At 33.0% G+C, this 24,227-nt stretch carries 19 protein-coding genes; 12 read left to right on the top strand and 7 right to left on the bottom strand.

Features of this window, described 5'->3' with window-relative positions; genetic code table 11:
- Positions 1–34 precede the first annotated feature (34 nt).
- Together OM075_RS15040 and pheT are read right to left on the bottom strand one after the other, a co-directional pair.
- The gene (locus OM075_RS15040) at positions 35–373 is read right to left on the bottom strand and encodes a nucleotidyltransferase family protein (protein WP_301191355.1); all 339 of its coding nucleotides are present in this window, start codon (positions 371–373) and stop codon (positions 35–37) included.
- A gap of 342 nt (positions 374–715) precedes the next feature.
- The gene (pheT, locus tag OM075_RS15035) at positions 716–3,172 is read right to left on the bottom strand and encodes a phenylalanine--tRNA ligase subunit beta (protein ID WP_301191354.1); all 2,457 of its coding nucleotides are present in this window, start codon (positions 3,170–3,172) and stop codon (positions 716–718) included.
- Positions 3,173–3,463: 291 nt separating this feature from the next.
- Here pheT and surE point away from each other — a divergent pair, with 291 nt between their 5' ends.
- The 7 genes from surE (at position 3,464) to rbr (ending at position 10,404) form a co-directional block, all read left to right on the top strand.
- Positions 3,464–4,231 carry a 5'/3'-nucleotidase SurE gene (gene surE, locus OM075_RS15030; RefSeq protein WP_301191353.1) on the top strand — a complete coding sequence of 256 codons (768 nt, stop codon included), beginning with the start codon at positions 3,464–3,466 and terminating at the stop codon, positions 4,229–4,231.
- The gene (locus OM075_RS15025) at positions 4,221–4,517 is read left to right on the top strand and encodes a hypothetical protein (RefSeq protein WP_301191352.1); all 297 of its coding nucleotides are present in this window, start codon (positions 4,221–4,223) and stop codon (positions 4,515–4,517) included. Before surE ends, OM075_RS15025 begins: the two co-directional genes overlap by 11 nt.
- Positions 4,518–4,745: 228 nt before the next feature.
- Positions 4,746–5,876, top strand: a complete 1,131-nt coding sequence (gene lpxB, locus OM075_RS15020; RefSeq protein WP_301191351.1) for a lipid-A-disaccharide synthase — start codon at positions 4,746–4,748, stop codon at positions 5,874–5,876.
- Between the two features lie 30 nt (positions 5,877–5,906).
- Complete coding sequence (gene gldF, locus OM075_RS15015; protein ID WP_301191350.1) at positions 5,907–6,638, top strand: gliding motility-associated ABC transporter permease subunit GldF; 732 nt, start codon at positions 5,907–5,909, stop codon at positions 6,636–6,638.
- A gap of 5 nt (positions 6,639–6,643) precedes the next feature.
- Positions 6,644–8,338, top strand: coding sequence for a gliding motility-associated ABC transporter substrate-binding protein GldG (gldG, locus tag OM075_RS15010; protein WP_301191349.1), 1,695 nt, complete (start codon positions 6,644–6,646; stop codon positions 8,336–8,338).
- A 203-nt stretch (positions 8,339–8,541) separates the two neighbouring features.
- On the top strand, positions 8,542–9,669 hold the full coding sequence (dnaN, locus tag OM075_RS15005) for a DNA polymerase III subunit beta (protein ID WP_301191348.1): 1,128 nt from the start codon (positions 8,542–8,544) through the stop codon (positions 9,667–9,669).
- 159 nt (positions 9,670–9,828) lie between these two features.
- Entirely contained in the window at positions 9,829–10,404 is a 576-nt protein-coding gene (gene rbr / locus OM075_RS15000) for a rubrerythrin (protein ID WP_301191347.1), read from the top strand.
- Positions 10,405–10,438: 34 nt separating this feature from the next.
- Here rbr and OM075_RS14995 read toward each other — a convergent pair whose 3' ends face one another.
- Positions 10,439–11,788, bottom strand: coding sequence for a tetratricopeptide repeat protein (locus OM075_RS14995; protein ID WP_301191346.1), 1,350 nt, complete (start codon positions 11,786–11,788; stop codon positions 10,439–10,441).
- Positions 11,789–12,049: 261 nt separating this feature from the next.
- Between OM075_RS14995 and OM075_RS14990 the strand changes: the two genes are divergently transcribed.
- The 3 genes from OM075_RS14990 (at position 12,050) to uvrB (ending at position 17,185) form a co-directional block, all read left to right on the top strand.
- Positions 12,050–13,909 (top strand): AMP-dependent synthetase/ligase, encoded by a 1,860-nt coding sequence (locus OM075_RS14990; protein ID WP_301191345.1) that lies wholly within the window; start codon positions 12,050–12,052, stop codon positions 13,907–13,909.
- Positions 13,910–14,233: 324 nt separating this feature from the next.
- Positions 14,234–15,058, top strand: coding sequence for a hypothetical protein (locus OM075_RS14985; RefSeq protein ID WP_301191344.1), 825 nt, complete (start codon positions 14,234–14,236; stop codon positions 15,056–15,058).
- Positions 15,059–15,178: 120 nt separating this feature from the next.
- The gene (gene uvrB, locus OM075_RS14980; RefSeq protein WP_301191343.1) at positions 15,179–17,185 is read left to right on the top strand and encodes an excinuclease ABC subunit UvrB; all 2,007 of its coding nucleotides are present in this window, start codon (positions 15,179–15,181) and stop codon (positions 17,183–17,185) included.
- Positions 17,186–17,239: 54 nt separating this feature from the next.
- Here uvrB and OM075_RS14975 read toward each other — a convergent pair whose 3' ends face one another.
- The 4 genes from OM075_RS14975 to OM075_RS14960 form a co-directional block, all read right to left on the bottom strand.
- A complete protein-coding gene (locus OM075_RS14975) occupies positions 17,240–18,208 on the bottom strand; it encodes an ROK family protein (protein ID WP_301191342.1) in 969 nt (322 codons plus the stop codon).
- 161 nt (positions 18,209–18,369) lie between these two features.
- Positions 18,370–19,752, bottom strand: coding sequence for a D-xylose transporter XylE (gene xylE, locus OM075_RS14970; RefSeq protein WP_301191341.1), 1,383 nt, complete (start codon positions 19,750–19,752; stop codon positions 18,370–18,372).
- A gap of 141 nt (positions 19,753–19,893) precedes the next feature.
- The gene (gene xylA / locus OM075_RS14965; RefSeq protein WP_301191340.1) at positions 19,894–21,219 is read right to left on the bottom strand and encodes a xylose isomerase; all 1,326 of its coding nucleotides are present in this window, start codon (positions 21,217–21,219) and stop codon (positions 19,894–19,896) included.
- A gap of 32 nt (positions 21,220–21,251) precedes the next feature.
- A complete protein-coding gene (locus OM075_RS14960) occupies positions 21,252–22,733 on the bottom strand; it encodes a xylulokinase (protein WP_301191339.1) in 1,482 nt (493 codons plus the stop codon).
- A 229-nt stretch (positions 22,734–22,962) separates the two neighbouring features.
- On the opposite strand from OM075_RS14960, the gene OM075_RS14955 reads away from it, so the two are divergent.
- Positions 22,963–23,511 (top strand): RNA polymerase sigma factor, encoded by a 549-nt coding sequence (locus OM075_RS14955; protein WP_301191338.1) that lies wholly within the window; start codon positions 22,963–22,965, stop codon positions 23,509–23,511.
- Positions 23,508–24,218, top strand: coding sequence for a hypothetical protein (locus tag OM075_RS14950; protein WP_301191337.1), 711 nt, complete (start codon positions 23,508–23,510; stop codon positions 24,216–24,218). The genes OM075_RS14955 and OM075_RS14950 overlap by 4 nt, the downstream gene beginning before the upstream one ends.
- The last annotated feature ends 9 nt before the right edge of the window (positions 24,219–24,227 follow it).

Below are 24,227 nucleotides of genomic sequence, written 5' to 3'. Positions count from 1 at the left end.
AACAATTGCCCAAATGATATCTTCAAGCCAAGTTTTAATCTCTATTTCCATAAATTAAAACTTTTGTTTGGTCTATTTCTTTTTTTAGAAATCTATTTCGAATAGCTTTTTTTTCAAGTAGGTCAATATGCCTTTTTAGAATATCTTCTAGTTGAAATTTCAGATTGAAATATTTATCTGAATATGAAATTGGATCGGAGTCTTCTATATCAACAATTAAATCAATATCACTATCTGGTCTGAAATCATCTGTAGTAATTGAACCAAAAGCAAAAAGCGTTTTTACCTTGTTTAATTCACAAAGCCTCTTAATCTGTTCTGTATATTGATTTAATAGTTTCATTCTAAACAAAGATAATAAATTTTCAATCATAAATTTGAGTGGTTTTAACGCTTTACATTCACCCTAATATATTTAAAACACTCCTACCCAAACATGACCCTCCTACTCCAATATTCCATATCTTATCAACTCCTAATCACAAGATCATCGCAAATATATGGCCATGATGTTGCAATAAGGTTGTGATCAGGTAGCGAAACTTTGCCACGCTGTTCCGATCCTGACCCGATCCCCTGGCGATGCCGTTGCGATAAATTTGCGTAAATTTGCGATGGCGTTGCGATAAACCCGTGTAGATTTGCGATGCGCAATAAAAAAAGAGTTGCCAGATTACTCCAACAACTCTTTTCTAATATTTTATTTTGTAACTGATTATCTCAACGAAGCATTCACTTCTCTTTCAAGATTCTTAACCATATTACTCATTATTTTATCAATCTGCTTATCTGTAAGTGTTTTATTTTCATCTTGTAAAATAAAGTTTACAGCATACGATTTCTTGTCGGCTCCTAACTTCTCACCCTCGTAAATATCAAATAAAGAAACGCTTTTTAATAACTTTTTCTCAGTTTTTAATGCTACCTCTTTAATTTGCCCAAACGTAACGTTTTTATCAACTAATAAAGCTAAATCACGACTTACTTCAGGATATTTAGGAATCTCTTTATAAATAACAGTCTGTTTTCCTGCAACTTTCAATAAGTTATTCCAATTAAATTCAGCAAAGTAAACAGTCTCTTTTAATCCGAATATTTTACTTAACTCAGGACTAACAATTCCGAAATCAACCAGGTGAATTTTATTTTTCGTTGCTAACGAAACACCTTCAATAAATACATCATTTTCAACATCTGTTTCAGCTAACATTGCTTCAGGAATATTCAAACGTAAGATGATTTGATTAACCACAGCTCGCATATCTGCAAAAGAAACTTTTCTTTCCTGAGCATTCCAGTTCGCTGTAATCATATTACCAGTTAAGAACACACCTAATGAATGATGCTCTGAGTATTTATCCAATGATCCTTTTTCCCCTTCCGGATTATTTAAACTATAGCAGTTACCAAATTCAAATAATTTTAAATCAGCACTTCTTCGGTTTACATTATGAACGATTGATTCCAATCCCCCCATCACTAATGATTGGCGCATTCCTCCTAAATCATTACTCAATGGATTAAATATTGCAACAACATTATTTTCAGGGTATTTTGTCAAATTGGAATAAAATCCGGGTTTTGTAAGTGAATTACACATGATTTCACTAAAGCCCTGAGAAACCAACTGATTAGCTATAATATTTTTAACCTTATGGTCATCCGGTTTATCGGAGTAAACCAAAGTTGAGTGAACAGCTTCCGGAATCTCAATATTATTATATCCGTAAATTCTTAAGATATCTTCAATAACATCAATTTCTCTTTGAACATCAACTCTATAAGGAGGAATTGAAAGTTTCATACCTACCTCATCCTCGTTAAGAATTTCCATTTCCAATGAAGTCACAATGGTTTTAATGGTTTCTTTTGAAAGATCTTTACCAATTAATCGTAAAATATTCTTCCATTTTACATCCACTTCAAAGTTGGCTATTGGATTAGGATAGATATCTGTAATTTCAGAAGAAATAGTTCCACCAGCAACTTTTTTAATTAATGAAGCAGCTCTTTTTAGTGCAAATACAGTAATATTTGGATCAATACCTCTTTCAAAACGGAAAGATGCATCAGTACTTAGCGTATGTCTTTTTGCTGTTTTACGAACAAAAACAGGATTAAAGTAAGCACTTTCTAAAAATACTTTAGTAGTAGACGCTTTAACACCACTTTTCATTCCTCCAAATACACCTGCAATACACATTCCTTCCTCTGCATTACAAATCATTAAGTCTTTATCTGAAAGCTCTCTTTCTATTTCATCTAAAGTAGTAAACTTACTTTTTTCAGCGAGTGTTTTTACAACTACTTTATTGCCTTTAATTTCATCTCCGTCAAAAGCATGTAAAGGTTGTCCTAACTCATGTAAAACAAAATTAGTAACATCCACTACATTGTTAATTGGAGATAATCCTATTAACTTTAATTTATTCTTTAACCAATCCGGTGAATCCTGAACAGTCACTCCGGAAATAGTTACACCACAATATCTTGGACAAGCCTCTTCGTTTTCAACAACAATTTCTACCGGGAAATCATTATTATCTACTTTAAAATCTTCAATTGATGGTAACTGAAGGTTTGCTTCTTTTCCATTTGATTTTAAGTAAGCCGCTAAATCACGAGCTACACCATAATGCGAAGCACTATCAACTCGGTTTGGAGTTAAATCAACTTCAAAAACCACATCAGATTCTACCTTAAAATATTCTTTTGCAGGAGTACCAACAGCAACATCAGCAGGTAAAACCATAATTCCATCATGACTTTTACCTAAACCAATTTCATCCTCAGCACATATCATTCCTTGTGATTCCTCACCTCTGATTTTTGATTTCTTGATCGTAAAACTTTCATCACCATCGTACAATACAGCACCCACTGTTGCAACCACAACTTTTTGACCTGCAGCCACATTGGGAGCTCCACACACAACCGGTAGAATTTCATCTCCACCTACATTAACGGTAGTTTTACTTAACTTATCGGCATTCGGATGTCTTTCACAAGTTAATACTTCGCCAATAACCAATCCTTCCAGTCCTCCTTTAACAGACTGAACCTCTTCTACTCCGCCAACTTCGAGTCCGATATCTGTCAATATTTCAGACACTTTATCTACCTCAATATCAATATTTAAATAATTCTTTAGCCAGTTATATGAAATTTGCATTTGTAATGTTTTTGATTTAACCTTTAACAAGGAATATAACAATTCAAAAGTCTATTCTTTATCAGAATTTTATTTTGAGCCAACAAAAGTAATTATTTTGATTTCAAGTACCGAATTTTTGTGAATTAAAGATGATATGTTTATTCTTAATTTTAAATGCTATTGAAAAAATTGTAAATATTCCTTTTTTATATTTAAACATAGATTTCGCTTTGAGCTTTTTGTGTTGTAATTTCAACTTTTCTAAGAAAGACTATTTATATTTGGAATCTAAATAAAATCAACACGGTCGTGACAAAAGAAAAACCAGTAATACTAGTAACTAACGATGATGGAATTCATGCTAAAGGCATACTTACTTTAGCAGAAACAGTAAAAGAATTTGGTAAAGTTATTGTTGTTTCAGCAGACAGATCTTATTCTGCAATGTCTCATGCCATCACAGTTAAAGATCCATTAAGAATTAAGGAAGTTGAGGAAAGAAACGGGATTCATTTTTACCAAACCAATGGTACTCCTGCCGATTGCGTTAAGCTTGCTCTTCATTTTATTTTAGATGAAAAACCAGACTATATTGTTTCCGGAATAAACCACGGCACCAATAGTTCAACAAGTGTTCATTATTCAGGAACTCTTGGAGCTGCAAGAGAAGGTTGTTTAAATGGTGTTCCTTCCATTGGCTTTTCATTATTAAGTTATGATCCTGATGCTGATTTTAGTGAAAGTAAAAAAGTTATCAGAAGTGTTTTATCCGAAACCATTAAAAATGGTTTGCCATCTGGTACATTTTTAAATGTAAACATCCCTGAATCAAAGAAACTGGCAGGCATTAAACACTGCAGACAAGGAAACGGTAAATGGGTTGAAGAATTTATTGAGAGAGAAGATCCCAGAGGTCAGAAATATTACTGGCTTACCGGTCATTTTAAAAACCTGGAACCTGAAGCAAAAGACACTGATGAGTACTTTTTAGAGCAAAACTTTGCAACTGTTGTTCCATGTAAAATTGATATAACTGATTTTGAAACATTAAATAAGGAGATTAAGTATGCCCTGTAAATGCAATAAATTATACATAGGACTCATTATAGGACTTATTTTACCTATTGTTACATCTTGGTTAATCTTTTACTTCCGTTTTGGAAATTCATTAAGCTTGAATGAGTTTATAACAGGATTAATGGAAGCACATGGATTTACAAAACTATTAAGTATAAGTGTACTTCCTAATCTGGCAATTTTTATGATCGCCATTAAACTCGACCGATTATTAGCTGCCAGAGGAATTGTAACAGCTACTTTAGTTTATGCATTGGCAATTATTATTTTAAGATTCGCACTTTAATTCAATATTATTAAAATTTATGAATGAGAAATCAATTCTCTGTCGAAACATAAATACTACAAATTAAAAACACTACATATGCAAAAACACTCTTTCGGGAGATTATTTTTGACTATGTATGTTACTAGCATTTGAGTTACATTAAAACTAGTCAAAGTAAATCTTTTCCCACAAGGATATGATTAAACTTGGTTGTACCGTGTAACTAAATAAATCAGATTATAGCAGATGAAATATTACATTATAGCAGGAGAACCATCAGGCGATTTACACGCTTCAAATCTTATGAAATCATTAGTTAAAGAAGACAATGACTTTGATTGTAGATTTTGGGGAGGTGATTTGATGAAAAAAGTTGGTGGAGAAATGGTTCGTCATTACAATGAAACTGCTTTTATGGGCATTAAAGAAGTTTTAGTTAACCTTGGCAAAATCAGGGCAAACTTTAAACTATGTAAATCTGATCTTTTGAAATATAATCCGGATGTTTTGGTATTGGTAGATTACCCCGGATTTAATTTACGTATGGCTGAATTTGCCCACAAAAAAGGAATTAAAGTCTTTTATTACATATCACCCAAAATTTGGGCATGGAATACAGGAAGAGTAAAAAAGATAAAAGCATATGTAGACAAGATGTTTACAATACTTCCGTTTGAAACAGACTTTTATAAAACACATCAGGTTCCGATTGATTATGTTGGAAATCCGGTTTTGGATGCCATTGAAAACAGGCCTCATAAAAACGAAGATCTTGAAACTTTTAAGGAAAGAAATCAATTAGATAACCGACCTATAGTTGCCTTATTGGCAGGATCACGACAACAGGAATTAAACAATGTACTTCCTGTTATGATCAGCATGATCAAACATTTTCCAGACTATCAATTTGTAATTGCCGGTGCTCCATCATTTACTATTGATGATTACAAACCGTTTATACAAGATGAAGAGGTTAAAGTAATCTTTAATGAAACTTATGAACTTGTGCAACAAGCCCATGGAGCTTTGGTAACTTCAGGAACTGCTACTCTAGAAACTGCACTTTTAGAGTGTCCGCAAATAGTTTGTTACAAAATGTGGGGCGGAAAAACAATTACGAAGTTTGTAAAGCGTTTTATCTTAAAAGTAAAGTACATTTCGTTGGTAAACCTGATTGTAAACAAAGAAGCTGTAAAGGAAATTATTCAGGATGACCTAAATGAAACCAATGTTCAATTGGAACTGGAAAAGCTATTGAATAATCAGGATTACAGGATAAATATTTTTAATCACTACAACCAGCTTCACCAAATCATGGGAAAGCCAGGAACTAGTGACAGAGCAGCAAAACTAATGGTAAAAGCACTAAGATCATAGTGTATTAACAACAATAAAAAAAGCATTTTTATGTGGAGTTTATACAAAAAAGAAATAGCCTCATTTTTTAGTAGCTTAACAGGATATTTGGTAATTGGCGTATTCATTATAATTACAGGTTTATTTTTGTGGGTAATACCCGGGGAAATGAACATTTTATATGGAGGATATGCAACCCTGGAATCGCTTTTTTATTTGGCACCCTGGTTATATTTATTCCTGGTTCCGGCTGTTACCATGCGACTTTTTGCTGAAGAAAAAAGAACCGGAACTATTGAACTATTATATACCAGACCACTAACAGAACTTCAGGTGGTATTAGCTAAATATTTGGCAGGTGTAACGCTTGTTGTTATCAGTCTCTTACCCACTATGATTTATTTCTACTCAGTAGTTCAACTGGGTAATCCTGTAGGAAATATCGATTATGGTGGAACCTGGGGATCATTCATTGGTCTTTTCTTTCTTGCTGCAATTTACGTTAGCATCGGCACTTTTTGTTCCTCTCTTACCGATAACCAGATTGTAAGCTTTGTACTGGCAGTAATGCTTTGTTTCGTATTTTATTATGGCTTCGAAGCACTTTCTCAAGTATTTGAATCCAATCAAATAAAAAATACAATCGTATTTATGGGTATTGATGATCATTATCAATCCATAAGCAGAGGTGTAATTGACTCAAGAGACATCATCTATTTTTTGAGTACCATATCCATCATTACTTATGCTACACGATTAACACTAATCAGTAAAAAGTGGTAAATATTATGTCAAAAAATATCAAACAAAAAATACTACGCCAATCCATTATACTTGTCATTCTGGTTATAGGCATCAATTACATTGCGTCCGACTGGTTTTTCAGGATTGATTTAACGAGTGAAAAAAGATATTCTTTATCAGAAAACACTAAAGATTTATTTGAAGATTTAGATGAAGATATTAAGATTGATGTTTTTCTTGAAGGTGATTTAAATGTTGGCTTTAAGAAACTATCGCAAGCCACATATGAATTATTGAACGAATTAAACGTTTATGCAGGCAATAATTTAAGTTATTCTTTTACCGATCCCTCATCCGGATCCGTTAAGGAGAAAAAACAAATACAGGAAGAATTCAAGAAGTTAGGACTAAGTCCTCAGTCTGTTTTTGAAACTCAGGAAGATGGACGTAAAACAACATCATACGTTTATCCATACGCCATTGTAACTTATCGAGATTATCAGTTACCCATTAATCTTTTAGATAATATAACCGGATTTTCAGGAGCTGAGAATCTTAATAAATCTATTGAAAGCTTAGAATACAAATTCACCGATGCTGTTAAAAGGCTAACCATAAATGAAAAAATAAAAATAGCATTCCTTGAGGGGCATGGAGAATTAGATGAGTTGGATGTTTTAGACATTACCGATCATCTTTCGCAATATTATCAGGTTGATCGGGGTGTTTTAGGGACTGATCCCAATATATTAAATCCTTACAAAGCCATCATCATTGCAAAACCTCAAAAGAAGTTTTCAGAGAGTGATAAGTTTATCATTGACCAGTATTTGATGAATGGAGGAAAAGTTCTTTGGCTTGTTGATGCCGTTAATATAACTGTAGATAGTTTAAGAAAAACCTCTGAAACAATTGGCCTATTAAGCGATTTAAACATCGACGATCAGCTATTCAAATATGGAGTACGTATCAATCCTGTATTATTGCAAGATGTCCAGGCATCTATGATTCCAATTACAGTAGCGGATGGAAACAAACCTAAAATTGTTCCTGCTCCATGGTTATACAATCCCTTGCTTATTCCACAACCACAACATAGCATTTCTAAAAATCTAAATGTTGTAAAGGGCGAATTTGTAAGTTCAATAGATACAGTTAACCCTCAACTACCTTTGAAAAGAGATTTTCTTTTACGTACTTCAAAATATACCAAATCAGATCAGGTTCCTGTATTTGTATCTCTTAATTTTGTGAATGAAAAACCTAAACAACAAGATTTTAATCAATCGTATTTACCGGTTGCTGTTGTTGAAGAAGGCGTATTCCCTTCTGTATTTCAGAACAGAATGATTCCAAAGGAAATAAATATAAAGCCTCAGGATGTAAAATCTGAAAGTACACCAACTAAAATTATTGTGGTAGCTGATGGTGATATCATTAAAAATAAGGTGCGTTTTAAAAGTACCAATCCACAAGTTTTACCTTTAGGATACGATGAACTGACTAAAGAAAATTTTGGAAATAAAGACTTCATCCTGAATGCTGTTAATTATCTGTGCGATGATGAAGGATGGATGAATTTAAGAGCAAGAAGTTATACGCTAAGACTATTGGATAAAAACAAAGTTTCTAATGAATCATTCAAATGGAAATTGATCAATATGCTACTTCCATTGGCTTTTATTTTCATATTAGCACTCATCGTTTTTATGTATAGAAAAATAACCTACACAAAATAAAAGTGATTTGATAATTTTATGCAAAGAACTATATATTTTGCAATACTTTTTTTGATATATTTGGTAATGCAAAGTTTTGATTATTAACCATGTTAATTAATTTGTAATAACTACAGTTTTATAATTTTGGTTTAATCAAAGATTTAGCTTATTATTACCAAGATTAAGATAAAAAGATAAGTAAATTTTTAAATTATAATACAATGAAATTTGTAGTTTCAAGTTCTGAACTCCTTTATCATTTGCAGGCAGTAAGTCGAGTTGTAAGTAGTAAGAGCACTATTCCAATTCTGGAAAATATCTTATTTGAATTAGAAAACGGTAAATTAACCATTACTGCTTCTGATTTAGAATCCACTATGGTGACTTCCATGAATCTTGATAATACTGAAGGTGACGGAGCCATTGCTCTACCAGCAAAGATTTTACTTGAAACATTAAAGAAATTCCCTGAACAACCTATTACAATTGATATTGCTCTTGATACCAGAGCTGTAAATATTATTACAGATAAAGGTAAATTTAGTGTTGTTGGATTAAGCGGAGATGAATTTCCAGAAATTCCACAAATTGATGCAGATAAAGCTTCAAGACTGCAATTACCTGCATCGCTTGTTTTATCAGGAATTAACAAAACATTATTTGCCACAGCTGATGATGAACTTCGTCCGGTAATGAATGGAATTCTTATAGAAATGTCTCCTGAAAATTTAACTTTTGTTGCAAGTGATTCTCACAAATTGGTACGTTACCAGAGAACTGATGCTACAACAGAATTTTCTTCATCATTCATATTACCTAAAAAACCAGCTTCATTCCTGAAGAATGTTCTTGTAAAAGAAGATGGCGATATTAGTATTGAGTTTGACGACAAAAATGCTTTCTTCCAAATGGAAAATCACAGGTTAGTTTGTCGTTTAGTTGAAGGAAATTACCCAAGTTATAATGCTGTTATTCCGCAGGATAACCCTAACAAAATTATCATCAACCGTCAGGATGTAGTTAATACTTTAGGTCGAGTTTCATTATTCTCAAATCAGGCAAGTAACTTAGTTAAATTATCTATCGATGGTGATGAGTTAATGGTGTCTGCTCAGGATATAGATTTCTCTATATCTGCATACGAAAAATTAAGTTGCCAATATGACGGTGAAGCTATTGAAATTGGATTTAAATCAGCTTTCCTTGCAGAAATCTTAGATAACATTTCTTCGGAAGAAGTAGTTATGGAGTTAGCTGATCCTGCAAGAGCAGGTATTTTCTTACCATTAGAAAAAGATGGACCAGAAGATGAATTGATGTTATTGATGCCTATGATGATTAACGCATAATAACACTATAAAATATTTATGAAAAGGAGTCTGATTCAGGCTCCTTTTTTTTATTAATCATAACCAATCTAAATTACCCTTTCTCTCCTTTACAAAACTATATTTTTCGTATCTTCAAATCCTTTGTTAGAATAAGCAAAATAAACAAATAGATTAATCATGAATAGTTTAAAAGGAACAAAAACAGAACAAAATTTACTTAAGGCTTTTGCCGGTGAGTCTCAGGCAAGAATGAGATATAATTATTTTGCTAAACAAGCAAAAAAAGAAGGTTTAGAGCAAATTGCAGCCATTTTTGAAGAGACAGCAGAAAATGAAAAAGAGCATGCTAAGCGTTTTTTCAAATTTCTTGAAGGAGGCATGGTAGAAATCACAGCTTCATACCCTGCAGGAAAAATTGGTACTACTCTTGAAAACTTAAAAGCTTCTGCTGATGGTGAAAATGAAGAGTGGACTGAATTATATCCTGAATTTGCAAAAATTGCAGAGGAAGAAGGATTTAAAGAAGTAGCTGTTGCCTTTAAATTAATTGCAAAAGTTGAGGAAGCTCACGAAAATCGTTATCGTACACTTTATGATAATTTAGAGAGCGGTAAAGTTTTTGAAAGAGAAGGAAAAGTAGTTTGGAAATGCAGAAACTGTGGTTATTTACACGAAGGTACTAAAGCACTTAAAAACTGTCCGGCTTGTTTACACCCGCAATCTTACTTTGAAATTAAAGAAACAAATTATTAATAAAAAAAGGTTCCCAATGGGAACCTTTTTTACTTTATCTAAATCTTACTTTTGTTGTTTCATTAATCCAGGATTCAATGGTATATTGATCCCCTTCTGTTAAACCATGAAAGAAACCGGTTTCTTTATCCGGAAGATATTGTGAGTAAAGTGTAATTTGCTTATCAGCTTCTTCTTCACAAGATTTATCTATGGATTTTGCTTTTTGATATTTATCCAAGGCAATCCAATATACCGTTGAGTGTTCAAAATCATTCTTTCCATATTTTTTACTTTCTGCAGCATATATATTTCCAATTAGTATATAAGGTTTTCCCCAATCTCCTCTTGTACTTATCGCCTTTTTTGCTAAATCACGAGCTTGTTTATAATCCTCGAAATGAGCAAAATCTAATACAGCAAGCTCATAATACAGTTCTGATCTTTCGTCATCAATGCTACAATTTTCAATTGCTTTTTGATAAAACTCTTTAGCCTTGTCAAATGCTTGTTTTTTTACATACATTTTTGCCAGTTCGTGTGCTGCACTACTTGATGGGTTTAATGCATAATTAGTCTCTACTGCTGTATAATACAATGCTGACTCTGTACATCCTAAGTGATCTAACAATTTCACAATCCTACTTACATTCTGAATATTCTCCTGATCAGCAGTAAACTGGTCATTTAAAAACGGTTGAATTAAATCACAATCTCCTGCTCCACTTTTCACCAATAATTCATCACAACTCTCTCTTACGGATCCCTTTCGCTCTTTGGAGTCACCTACCGCTTTAGCTATCTGTACATCCAGCACTGTTGAAATCGTTAAATAATCACTAAAAAATTGCATGGCATCAAGCTCTCCTTCTTCAAACAATACCGACGATGTTTTTAAATAATTAAACAACACAACATCTTCAGATTTATTCCCTAAAAGTTCAAAGGATGCTTTAAATTCTTTGTAGGCCTGCATCATTGCCTCTCTGTTTCCTCTTTTATACTTAACCAGATCTAAAGCTTTTCTACCTCTTACCCAACCTTCAGGATATTTGGGATGAGTACCAAAATATTTGATTCTCTGATCATAAATCATCATAATCGTATCTACAACTTCAGATTGACGTTCTGACGTTTGTGCTACTTTATAATAATGTTCATACAGTTTTAAACCATCTGCATATATCCTTACACCAGCATCCGGACAATTTTTAAACATGTAATTCCATGACTCCAGAGTATAATCATACATTTTCTTTTTTAGGTTTAATACATAAATAGAATAATGCTTTAAACAAGCAATACTATCCTCTTTATTTGTATTAGTTTCCATTTCACTTCTTGATTCCGCAAATAATCCGCTACATACAATAACTGTACATAAGGTAAATAATAGTTTCTTCATCTGTTTATAATTTCGTTAATAGCTCTAATAACCAATATAGGAACATCAGCTACTTTTCAAGACTCATACCAAAATACGTTTCATCTTCATTTTATGACACTTACACACTAATAATACCAGTTTCATATTTTATTAAGTGTTCAGAAACAGATGAATCGTGTTCATTTTCGTACACTTCTATTTCAAAGGATATTACAGTATCTTTGTATATACACTCAAATTTATTGTCATGAAATCAATCGTAAGTTTTTTTTTAATCGAGTGAATACTTTTCCCAACAATCCACTTCTTTGGGAAAAACAGACTAATAAGTATACTTCAATTACTTATTCAGAAACTTTAGATCAGGTAAAAAAACTTGCTTTAGGATTAACTTCAATAGGCATTTCTGAAGGTGACAAAGTTGCACTGTTATCTGAAGGTAGAAACCTTTGGCTCATTAGCGAACTTGCAGTTTTATGTAACAGAGCCATAACTGTTCCCTTGTCCATAAAGTTAGAAGCCAAAAATGAACTTGAGTTTAGATTAATACATTCCGAAAGTAAATTCATTATCGTTTCTAAAAATCAGTTACAAAAAATAAGAGAAATTAAGCATAACTTACCTGCTTTAAAAAAGATAATAATTCTCGATCCTTGTGATCGATATGAAAAAAATGAATTATATATTGAGGAATTATTAAATAAGGGAAAAATATCTTTAAATGAAACTCCACTGGCTTTTGATGCAATGGCTGATAAAGTTTTACCCGATGACATTGCTACAATTACATATACTTCAGGAACTACTTCTCAGCCCAAAGGCATTATGCTAACGCACAGAAATTATACCGCTAATGTAGAACAAGCCTTTAGTTATATTAACATCCCTTCTTATTATAAAACGCTTGCCTTTCTTCCATGGGATCATGCATTTGCTCACACCGCATCCTTATATGCATTCATGTTAAAAGGCGCTAGTATAGCATCTGTTCAAACAGGAAAAACGACATTAGAAACACTTAAAAATATTTCGATAAATATTAAAGAAGTAAAACCACATGTACTTATGAGTGTTCCCGCATTAGCTAAAAATTTAAAAAAGAGTATTGAAAAGAACATTGAACAACAAGGGGCTTTTATTAATGCTTTATTTAAGGTCGCACTAAAGACTTCAATGTGGTATAATGGAATAGGTTTTAACAGAGGAATGGGAATCAAAAAACTTACATTCCCTTTAGTCCTGTTATTCAAGAAAATGATTTTCAAAAAAATAAAAGAAGGATTTGGCGGAAATTTAAAGTATTTCATTGGAGGAGGCGCATTACTTGACATTGATTTACAACAATTCTTTTATGCTATTGACATTCCAATGTATCAAGGGTATGGTCTCAGTGAGGCATCACCAATAATTTCTGCAAACACTCCCAAGTTTCATAAGCTAGGTTCATCCGGTAAGGTGGTAAATAACCTGGAAATTAAGATATGTGATTCCAATGGTTATCCATTAAAACCGTTACAACAAGGAGAAATTGTTATAAAGGGAGAAAATGTAATGAAGGGCTACTGGAAAAATGAAGAAGCTACCAAAGAAACAATAAAAAATAATTGGCTTTATACTGGTGATCTTGGTTATTTAGATAAAGATGATTTTTTATACGTAAAAGGACGGTTTAAAAGTTTATTAATCGGTTCTGATGGAGAAAAATATAGCCCCGAGGAAATTGAAGAAGCTATCCTAGATCATTGCCAGAGTATAGATCAAATCATGTTATACAACAATCAAAACGCTTATACTATTGCCATTATTGTACCCAATATTAATAAAGCTAAATCTCTAATAACTGAAGATTCAGAACTCGAAATGCAAAAAATCATATCTCAAATAGATAAAGAAATTAAGGAATTCAAAATTGGTGGAAAATTTGAAAATCATTTTCCTCAACGCTGGCTGCCGTCAACCTTTGCTATTGCTTTTGAACCATTTTCAGAACAAAATAAATTAATTAACAGCACAATGAAAATGGTTCGTGATAATGTAACCCAATTATTCAGAAAGGAAATTGATATTTGTTATAGCTCAGAAGGCAAAAACATAGCCAACACAAACAACCTAACCAACCTTAAAAAACTAATACAATGATATTATTTAAGTAAAAAAAAGATACGTTGCCCTGATAAATTTGAAGATTAATGAAATAATATCAAAAAATATAATATTTATAAGCTGCAAAAAGATATTAAATTCTATTTTTGCATACAATATTCTAGAAGTAGAATCTGGAGTAATTAATTATCAATGATAAGCTAAGAAATTACTAAATATTCTGTTAATAAACCATTTGCAACCACAATAAACATATTTATTTAGGTTAGATGTCATAAATATATTTACAGAAATTGTTTATTTATTTCATTTTTTTTATCATTTTTATACGTAATAAACTTGTTCAATAAACTAATCTAAATGCAACAATACCTTAAAAAGGCACTTTTTGCTAGCATCATATTATTTACAACTGTTTCATCTTTTGGTCAATATTACAAAAGAAATCAGTTTCTTGAGGGACTTAAAATTCAACCTAAGGTTGGTTTTAATATGTTCTATGGTGATTTAGTTTCAGAAAAAAGAACTAAATATACTTTGGGTGTAGCTGCTGAAAAAGAATTAAGCTCCTATATTAATGGTAGAGTTGATTTAAGTTATGGTTCCATGCAAGGTACACAACTTTTACCTGGTCTTAATACTGCCTATGCAACATTTGACAACACTTACATTCATTTTAATGTTGGAGCTACATTTAGACCTTTAGATTTAGCCTATGGTCTTTTTAAGCAAAGAAGAGTAAGCCCATATATTATTGGTCAAATGGGTGTCATGCAGTTTTCTTCAACAGAATATTGGGGAGCTGGAAGTGGTAATCCTGAAGGTTCTGTTTGGAGAGAAGTAAGTGAAATGGCTCCTACATTTTCAATGGGTGGTGGAGTTAGTATTTTTTATACTTCTCGCTTAAGTATTAATGCTGAATTTATTGGTTCATTTTCTTTTAATGACCGTGTTGATGCCCATGATGTTTGGTACATGGCTGATGGAACTGTAGTTCAAACTGACAGTAATGACTTTTTCTATGTTGGAACAATAGGTGTTAGTTACTTATTTAGTGATTCAAGATGGAAAAACTCACCGAAATACAATAGAAAAGCTTACTTGAGAACAAGAAGCCTTTACAAGGTCTCCAATAAAAAGATAAAACGACCTTCAAGGGGTAGAACAAAACGTTACAGAAGATAATCTTTCATTATATATTAAGGCTCTTTTTTAAGAGCCTTTTTTTATTTTTTTAATTCTGTTTTTTACAAATTTGCAATTATCTTACACCTCTTAACCTTTTCATTATAAAAGTTATTAAATATGGATTTTAAGATAATTTCGGACTACAAACCTACAGGTGATCAGCCAGAAGCCATAAGACAACTAGCAGAAGGTCTTGAGCAAAATATCCCATATCAAACGCTTTTAGGAGTTACCGGTTCGGGAAAAACTTTTACCATAGCAAATGTCGTTGAGAAGATACAAAGGCCAACATTAGTACTGAGCCACAATAAAACCTTAGCGGCGCAATTATACAGCGAGTTTAAAAACTTTTTTCCGGAAAATGCAGTTGAATACTTTGTTTCTTATTACGATTATTATCAACCGGAAGCATATTTACCTGTTACAGATACATATATAGAAAAGGATCTCTCCATTAATGACGAAATAGAAAAACTAAGATTAAGTGCCAGTTCAGCATTATTATCAGGACGTAGAGATGTAATTGTAGTTTCTTCTGTTTCATGTTTATATGGCATTGGAAACCCGGAAGATTTTCATGCAAATGTTACTAGTCTTGAAATCGGGCAAGAGATAGGACGAAACCAACTTCTTCGCCAATTAGTAGATAGTTTGTATTCACGTAATGAGGTGGAATTTAACCGTGGAAACTTCAGAGTAAAAGGTGACAATGTTGAAGTATTTCCGGCTTATGCTGATGAGGCTTATAGAATAGGTTTTTGGGGTGATGAAATTGAGGAAATATCTGTTTTTGATCCAATCAATGGAATTACATTGGCCAGCAGAGACAATATCCTAATATATCCGGCTAATTTATTTGTAACCACTAAAGAAAGAACTCAATTAGCCATCAGAATGATTCAGGATGATTTGATGGAACAAATTACCTATCTGAAAGACATAGGAAAACATCTTGAAGCGAAGAGAATTGAAGAAAGAGTTAATTATGACCTGGAAATGATTCGTGAATTAGGTTATTGTCCGGGAATAGAAAATTACTCCCGGTATTTTGACGGAAGAGAAAAAGGGACCAGACCTTTCTGCTTATTGGATTACTTCCCTGAAGATTTTCTAATGGTAATTGATGAAAGTCATGTTACTATTCCACAAATACGCGCCATGTATGGTGGTGATAAATCAAGAAAAGAAACATTAGTGGAACATGGTTTCAGACTTCCTGCGGCAATGGATAACAGACCATTACGTTTTGAAGAGTTTGAAGATATTGTTAACTCTGCCATATATGTCAGTGCAACACCTGCAGATTATGAAATTGAAAAAAGTGAAGGTGTTATAATTGAACAAGTCATCAGACCTACTGGATTAATTGATCCTGTAATTGAGGTTAGACCAAGTTTAAATCAGATTGATAATTTACTTGAAGAAATTAGAATTAGAATTGAATCCAGAGAACGTGTTTTAGTTACTACATTAACCAAAAGGATGGCTGAGGAACTTTCTGCTTATCTTAAAAAGCTGAACATTAGTTGTGAATATATCCACTCTGATGTTGATACTCTTACTCGTGTGGAGATTATGGAAAATCTAAGAAAAGGTATTTTCGATGTACTTATTGGAGTAAACCTTTTAAGAGAAGGACTTGATTTACCAGAAGTATCGTTAGTTGCTATTTTAGATGCTGATAAAGAAGGTTTCTTACGATCAGAAAGATCTCTAACTCAAACAGCAGGAAGGGCAGCGAGGAACGTGAATGGTTTTGTTATCATGTATGCAGATACAATCACCAAATCAATGCAAAAAACCATAGACTCAACCAATCATAGAAGAGAGAAGCAATTAAAATACAATGCAGATCATGGAATAACACCTCAACAAATTATAAAGAAACAAACCAGTATACTTGGAAAAGCAGTTGAAGAAAATGCTTACATTGAACCCGAAAATTTTGAAATTGCAGCTGATCCTGTTGTTGAATATATGAATAAACCGGCTCTTGAAAAAGCCATTGAGAAAGCTAAAAAAGCCATGCAAAAGGCATCCAAAGATCTGGATTTTATCACTGCTGCTCAATTCAGAGATGAGATGTTCAAATTACAAGATTTACTTAAGAAGACCGACAAATAAAAGCAAAAAAAGGAACTCTAAATTGAGTTCCTTTAATAAAATATATTCTGAAAATTATTTTTCAATTTCTTTATAAACAAGAGCACTAGCTCCTACTATAGCTGCATCTCCACAATCTAATTCAGAAGGAAGAATAGCAATTTTATCTTTAAAAATAGGAAGCAAATGTTCTTCCATACTTTCTTTTGTTGGTTTAAAAATATAGTCCCCGGCTGCAGTTGGTCCACCAAATAAGAATATAGCTTCAGGACTTAAATGATGAACAGTATCAGCCAATCCTTGTCCTAAATACTTACCTGTTAGTTCAAAAACTTCCAAGGCAACTTTATCACCCTGCTCAGCTGCATCATAAATTGCTTTTGAATCAAGTTCACTAAATGATTTTGTAGCCAGCAAACTATCACTCGCATTATACTTAGCTAATAGTTCAAATGCTGTTCGTTTCATTCCCGGAGCAGAACAATAAGCTTCTAAATGCCCTTTAGAACCACAACCACACAATCTTCCGTCTGGAATTAATGTTGTATGCCCGCATTCTCCTGCAAAACCATCATGCCCGTAAACCAAGTCACCATTTACAACTAATCCACTACCTACACCTGTACCCAACGTATACATCACAAAATTCTTCATACCTTTTGCTCCTCCATAGATCATTTCTCCAATAGCAGCAGCATTTGCATCATTTGTTAATGCCAGGTAATCCAATTCTGGAAATCTCTTTTTAAGTAACTCCACAACAGGAACTACTCCTTTAAAAGATAAATTAGGTGCATATTCGATGGTTCCCTGATAATAATTTCCATTTGGAGCTCCAACTCCGATTCCAAGTACTGTGAAGATTTCATCTGCAGAATTTAACAACTTACGAATAGCTGCAGCTAAATCATCCATATACTTTTCAATATCACCATGACCTGGTGTAGGAATAGAGTTTTTGGCAATTACTCTTCCAGCCTCATCAACAACTCCGATAGCTGTATTAGTCCCACCTATATCAACTCCAACTGATACTTTTTTCATTTTACTTATTTTACTGGTTTTACATCTTAATTAAATATTAAGCACAGGCATGCCAAATGTATAAAAAAAAGCTGGTCTATAAAACAAAAAAAAGGTAAGCCAATTGAATAATACCAATCAACTTACCTTCAGGGGTAAAAAGCAACTTTTTTATAATATTTCTATTTTTTCCAAACGTTTTCCATTTCTTCCAAGGACTTACCTTTTGTTTCCGGAACCATTTTCCACACGAAGATTGCAGATAAAATACTCATCACTCCATAAAACATATAAGTAGCCCCTCCACTAAACTCCATCATTGCAGGATATGTGGAAGAGATAAAATAATTTGCACTCCATTGTGCAGCAACTGCAATAGCTATAGCTTTTCCTCTTATTTTATTTGGGAAAATCTCTCCAATTAAAACCCAGCATATTGGTCCCCAGCTCATCATAAAAGATGCAGTGTAAACGATAATAAACACAAGGGTACTAATTCCTATCACTTCCATAAAGGATAACATTCCGATTGCCACCATACCTATAGACATACCTATAGAACCGGTAATCAATAATGGTTTACGTCCCCATTTATCAACTGTTACTATGGCTATTACAGTGAACACCACATTTACCAGTCCCATCACAATTGTTTGTAACATTGATGCATCCTTAGCTGCTCCCATACTTTCAAAAATACGAGGTGCATAATACAAGGCTACATTAATACCTACAAATTGCTGAAATACAGACAATAAAATCCCGATAATTATTACAATTTTACCATAAGACAATAAATGTGCTGATGATTTTTGAACTGTTCCTTTAATATCTTGAAATATCTTTTTAGCAGCATCCACACCATTAATTCGCTCCAGGATTGACAAGGCTTTTGAATCATGTCCTTGCATAGCTAAATAACGAGGCGTTTCAGGAACAAACAAAAGAAGTACTCCAAAAAGTCCTGCAGGTATTGCTTCAGACATGAACATATAACGCCATCCAATAGAGTTTATCCATTCGATATCTTTTCCTTTTGCGATTGACCAATTAACAAAGTAAACGACCAACATACCAAAAATGATAGCAAACTGATTAAATGAAATTAACCGACCACGTAGATGAGCCGGAGCAATTTCACTAATGTACATAGGACTAATAGCAGAAGCTAATCCAACTCCAATACCTCCTATAATACGATAGAAATTAAACGCATATAAAAGCCCCATTGTAGCTTTTCCTTGTTCAAAAAATAAAAATTCAGGTTGCCCTGATCCTAAAGCTGAAATAAAAAATAAAACAGCTGCAATTATTAATGATATTCTACGGCCATATTTTGCAGCCAGCAGTCCTGATATTGCACCTCCAATAATACATCCAATAAGCGCACTTGAAACAGTAGCACCATGGGCAAATGAGCTTAAATCCAATCCATTAATTAAAAATGCCTGAATAGATTTTTCAGCTCCAGATATTACAGCTGTATCATAACCAAACAATAATCCGCCAAGGGTTGCGACTAAAGTTAAAAGAATGATATAGCCAATATTATTTCCTTCTTTCATAGATTAATATTTAGAAAAGTAGTTTAACAAGGCTGTTAGTGATTTAGGAATTGATTTGGTTAATTAAAATAATGTAGCATAAAAGAAATAATCCCTGACGCTAGGGAACACGTCAGGGAAATATTTGTCTTAAAAATAATTCTACATATACCAGTTAAGCATTTGCTCGAATAATTCTTGTTTTCCACTTGTTGGAATTGGTTCTCCAACTTCTTTACCAATCTTATAAAGATCTTCAAGAGTTAATTTACCTCCTGCGAATTCAGCTCCTTTTCCAGAATCAAAAGATGCATAACGAGCATTTCTCATTTTAAAATAATCTGATTCAGTAGTAATTCTATCAGCAATAACTAAGGCGCGAGCAAATACATCCATACCACCAATATGTGCAATAAATGCATCTTCCATATCAGTTGAGTTACGACGAACTTTTGCATCGAAGTTGATACCACCATCAGTAAAACCACCAGCTTGAAGAACTTCTAACATGGCAGCTGTTGTTTCTGTGATATTAGTTGGGAACTCATCAGTATCCCATCCGTTTTGGTAATCACCTTTATTAGCATCCATTGATCCTAACATACCATTATCAGCAGCTACTCTTAATTCGTGCTCCATGGTGTGTTGAGCTAAAGTAGCATGGTTTACTTCAATATTTAATTTAAAATCTTTATCTAAACCATAATGTCTTAAGAAACCAATAACTGTATGTGCATCAAAATCATACTGATGTTTTGTTGGCTCCATTGGTTTAGGCTCAATAAAGAAAGTTCCTGTAAATCCTTGTTTACGAGCATAATCACGAGCCATTGTTAACATTTGAGCTAAGTGATTTAACTCATCAATCATTTTTGTATTATGAAGACTCATATAACCTTCACGTCCTCCCCAGAATACATAACCAGTACCACCTAAAGCGATAGTTGCATCAATTGCATTTTTAATTTGAACGCCTGCATTAGCAACAACATTAAAATCAGGATTTGTTGCAGCACCATTCATATATCGTGGATCAGAGAAAACGTTAGCTGTACCCCAAAGTAATTTTACACCTGAAGCAGCTTGCTTTTCTTTAGCTATGTCTACAATCTGAACTAATCTCTTTTCAATATCTAAAACAGAACCTCCACCAACAAGGTCAGTATCATGCCAACAGTAATGAGGAACACCTAATTTTGTAATAAATTCAAAAGCAGCATCCATTTTTTGTTTTGCAGCATCCATTGGATTTGAAGCCTTGTCCCATTCAAAATTTTGAGTTCCTGCACCAAATGGATCTCCACCATCGCCGCAGAATGTATGCCAGTATGCAACAGCAAATCTCAAGTGCTCTTTCATGGTTTTTCCAGCCACTACTCTATTCTCATCGTACCATTTAAATGCTAAAGGATTTTTTGAATCCGGTCCTTCAAATTTAATTTTGTCAATACCTTTAAAGTATTCCTTATTACCAATTAATACATCCATGATTATAATTTTAAAGAATTATGTTTAATATTTTATAATTTATTTAAAGCTGATTTCCATTTTTCGTAAGCCTCTTGTGTGGCTTCAACATCTGCAGTATTTGGTTCTGTTTGTCCAACTTTTGACAGACCTCCAAATGCTTCCTCAAATGAGGCATAAATATTTGCTCCAACTCCGGCACCTCTTGCAGCACCAGCAGCTCCATCTGTATTATACAACTCTATGGTTGCTCCAGAAATATTTGATAAGGTATTCTTAAACAAATCGCTTAAGAACATATTTGCTTTGCCGGCACGAATTACATTTGTTTCAATTCCCATCTCCCCCATTATATCCATTCCATATTTAAATGAAAATGCAATACCTTCTTGTGCTGCACGATAAAAATGAGCCGGAGTGTGTATATTAAAATTCAAGTGATTGATTTGCGAACCATAGTCTACATTCTTCAGAATTCTTTCTGAACCATTTCCAAATGGAAGAATAGTTAATCCGTCTGAACCAATAGGTACACCTGAAGCTAAGTCATTCATTTCAGGATATGAGACTTCTTTCTTACCTAAATTTTTATTCATCCATGAATTTAGAATTCCTGTACCGTTAATACATAACAGCACACCTAAACTTGAACTTGGCATTTGGTGATTAACGTGAGCAAAAGTGTTTACTCTTGAATCATCATCATAAACATTGTTATCTGTTACACCATAAACCACCCCTGAAGTACCTCCTGTTGCAGCGACTTCACCTGGATTTAAAACATTTAATGAAAATGCATTATTTGGCTGATCACCGGCTCTGTATGTAACTTTTACTCCTTTAGGCAAGTCAAACTCTTCCGCAATTTGATCTAATACGGTTCCCTGATCGGAGAATGAAGTCTTGATTTCAGGAATCATTGAAGACTGAAAACCATAATACTCCAACAGTTTATCTGACACTCCATCCTTAGGAAATTCCCAGAAAATACCTTCAGATAATCCTGAAGCGGTTGTCATTATTTGTCCGGTTAATCGATAAGCTATATAATCACCCGGCAACATTATTTTATAAATTCGACTATATAATTCTGGTTCATTATCTTTTACCCACTTTAACTTTGAAGCGGTAAAATTACCTGGAGAATTCAAAAGGTTTTGCAAACACCAATCCTCACCAATTTCTGCAAAAGCTTTATTTCCAATCTCAGCAGCTCTACTATCACACCAAATAATTGAAGGACGTAAAACCTCTCCCTTTTCGTCAACAATTACCAACCCATGCATTTGATATGAAATACCTATGGCTTTAATTTGATCTTTTTTTACCTCTGGTGATGAAAGTGCTTTGTTACAGGCCTTCTTTAGGTTTTGATACCACAATTCCGGATCTTGCTCTGCCCATCCCGGTTTATTGGCAACAATAGTCATTTCCGTTTCCGGATACTGAGCCGAAGAAACTGTTACACCTTTATCTACATCAAGTACTGAAACTTTTACTGATGAACTTCCAATATCAAATCCTAATAGTTGCATAATTTTAAAGTTAATTTATCCGTTCTGGTCTGTTCTGTTTGCAAATATACATTTTAAATTCATTTAAACAAGAGATACATATTTTTTTAACATTTAACATTTATATATTAGCACTTATTTTTCAACACTTTAACAAGTATTATTCATATTAATTCTAAGAAAAAACAAGTCCTCAGGCAACCTTGGTATAAAATTCTGCATTTTTAAACCAGAGACGAAAATTTAAGAAGTGAGCAAACTAATCAGAGAATTAAAAAAGAAACAATCGAAAGCACAGCATAGATTATTTCAATTATATGGTGACTATTTATTTAGAATATGTTTCCGTTATATGAATAATCAGGTAGATGCCCATGATGTACTTTCGAAAAGTTTTTTAAAAATATTCGATCATATAGGCAATACTTCAATTGCTGATGAAATTGTGTTACGTGCATGGATGAAAAAAATTACCATTAACGAATGCCTTATGGAACTCCGTAAAAGAAAGTTGTTTTTTATGGAACTGGATTTAATTGTAGACAAAGAAGAAGCTCCGATAACATCTGATGAAAAATTATTGGAAGAGGATTTAGTTAATATGATTTTGGATTTACCGGATGGTTACAGAACTGTTTTTAGTTTATATGTAATTGAAGGCTATAAACACGAAGAAATTGCAACTAAACTGGGGATTACTGTTAGTACTTCAAAATCGCAGTTACGGAAAGCCCGCTTACAACTAAAAGAGATGATTAATAAGATAGAAAAGCAAACTTATAATACTTGTATAAGATGAGTGAATTAGTGGAAAGAGATTTTAAAAAGGCCATAGAAAACTGGGAGAATAAAAAATCAGACATTGGTTTTAATAAAGACTTGGTATGGAACTCTATCAATGGGAAAGCAGACAAAAAGACCATTTTTACATGGACAAAAATTGCATCTATAATTATAATAATTCTTTTAAGTTCCGGACTAGCATATTCCATTATATCTAATCATAAATTAAAAAAAGAAAAAATTGCTTTAACTGGTAACATCCATACTCTTGGTGAAGAAATTCGACAATTAAAGAACCAAGGTCAAATAAAAATTGAAACTATTATAAAAACAGATACTATTATTAAAGTAATCAAAACTCCTGGCGAAACAGAGAATAATACCCTGAACCAACTAAAAAATCAAAATGAGGATCTTAATAATGAACTCAATGAATTAAAACGACTAATTCAGGAACAATACAATATAAATCAAACATTAAACGACAGTATTGAGTTTTTAGCTGGTAATTTTAATAAAAATACAAAGCCACAAATTGCTAATTCAGGTAACATCTCTGATCAAATTTTGAAAGTCTACGAATCAGAAGATATTAAATCTACCAACTCAAAAGTAAATCAAACAAACACCAATAATCAAAGCAAAAAAATAAAATTTACCATATTCAATAAACAAGAAAACACTGTTTACAAGGCGCCAACTCAACAGGGAATTCGATTTTAACACAAATAA

This window comes from Plebeiibacterium sediminum (assembly GCF_026013605.1).
GTDB lineage: Bacteria > Bacteroidota > Bacteroidia > Bacteroidales > Marinilabiliaceae > Saccharicrinis > Saccharicrinis sediminus.
This window is presented reverse-complemented; position numbering and strand designations above follow the sequence as displayed.

What these genes read in the sequence shown, in the direction of transcription:
- OM075_RS15040 (WP_301191355.1), bottom strand. Translation starts at nt 373, where the DNA reads ATGATTGAAAATTTATTATCTTTGTTTAGAATGAAACTATTAAATCAA.
- pheT (WP_301191354.1), bottom strand. Translation starts at nt 3,172, where the DNA reads ATGCAAATTTCATATAACTGGCTAAAGAATTATTTAAATATTGATATT.
- OM075_RS15025 (WP_301191352.1), top strand. Translation starts at nt 4,221, where the DNA reads ATGCCCTGTAAATGCAATAAATTATACATAGGACTCATTATAGGACTT.
- lpxB (WP_301191351.1), top strand. Translation starts at nt 4,746, where the DNA reads ATGAAATATTACATTATAGCAGGAGAACCATCAGGCGATTTACACGCT.
- gldF (WP_301191350.1), top strand. Translation starts at nt 5,907, where the DNA reads ATGTGGAGTTTATACAAAAAAGAAATAGCCTCATTTTTTAGTAGCTTA.
- gldG (WP_301191349.1), top strand. Translation starts at nt 6,644, where the DNA reads ATGTCAAAAAATATCAAACAAAAAATACTACGCCAATCCATTATACTT.
- dnaN (WP_301191348.1), top strand. Translation starts at nt 8,542, where the DNA reads ATGAAATTTGTAGTTTCAAGTTCTGAACTCCTTTATCATTTGCAGGCA.
- rbr (WP_301191347.1), top strand. Translation starts at nt 9,829, where the DNA reads ATGAATAGTTTAAAAGGAACAAAAACAGAACAAAATTTACTTAAGGCT.
- OM075_RS14995 (WP_301191346.1), bottom strand. Translation starts at nt 11,788, where the DNA reads ATGAAGAAACTATTATTTACCTTATGTACAGTTATTGTATGTAGCGGA.
- OM075_RS14985 (WP_301191344.1), top strand. Translation starts at nt 14,234, where the DNA reads ATGCAACAATACCTTAAAAAGGCACTTTTTGCTAGCATCATATTATTT.
- uvrB (WP_301191343.1), top strand. Translation starts at nt 15,179, where the DNA reads ATGGATTTTAAGATAATTTCGGACTACAAACCTACAGGTGATCAGCCA.
- OM075_RS14975 (WP_301191342.1), bottom strand. Translation starts at nt 18,208, where the DNA reads ATGAAAAAAGTATCAGTTGGAGTTGATATAGGTGGGACTAATACAGCT.
- xylE (WP_301191341.1), bottom strand. Translation starts at nt 19,752, where the DNA reads ATGAAAGAAGGAAATAATATTGGCTATATCATTCTTTTAACTTTAGTC.
- xylA (WP_301191340.1), bottom strand. Translation starts at nt 21,219, where the DNA reads ATGGATGTATTAATTGGTAATAAGGAATACTTTAAAGGTATTGACAAA.
- OM075_RS14960 (WP_301191339.1), bottom strand. Translation starts at nt 22,733, where the DNA reads ATGCAACTATTAGGATTTGATATTGGAAGTTCATCAGTAAAAGTTTCA.
- OM075_RS14950 (WP_301191337.1), top strand. Translation starts at nt 23,508, where the DNA reads ATGAGTGAATTAGTGGAAAGAGATTTTAAAAAGGCCATAGAAAACTGG.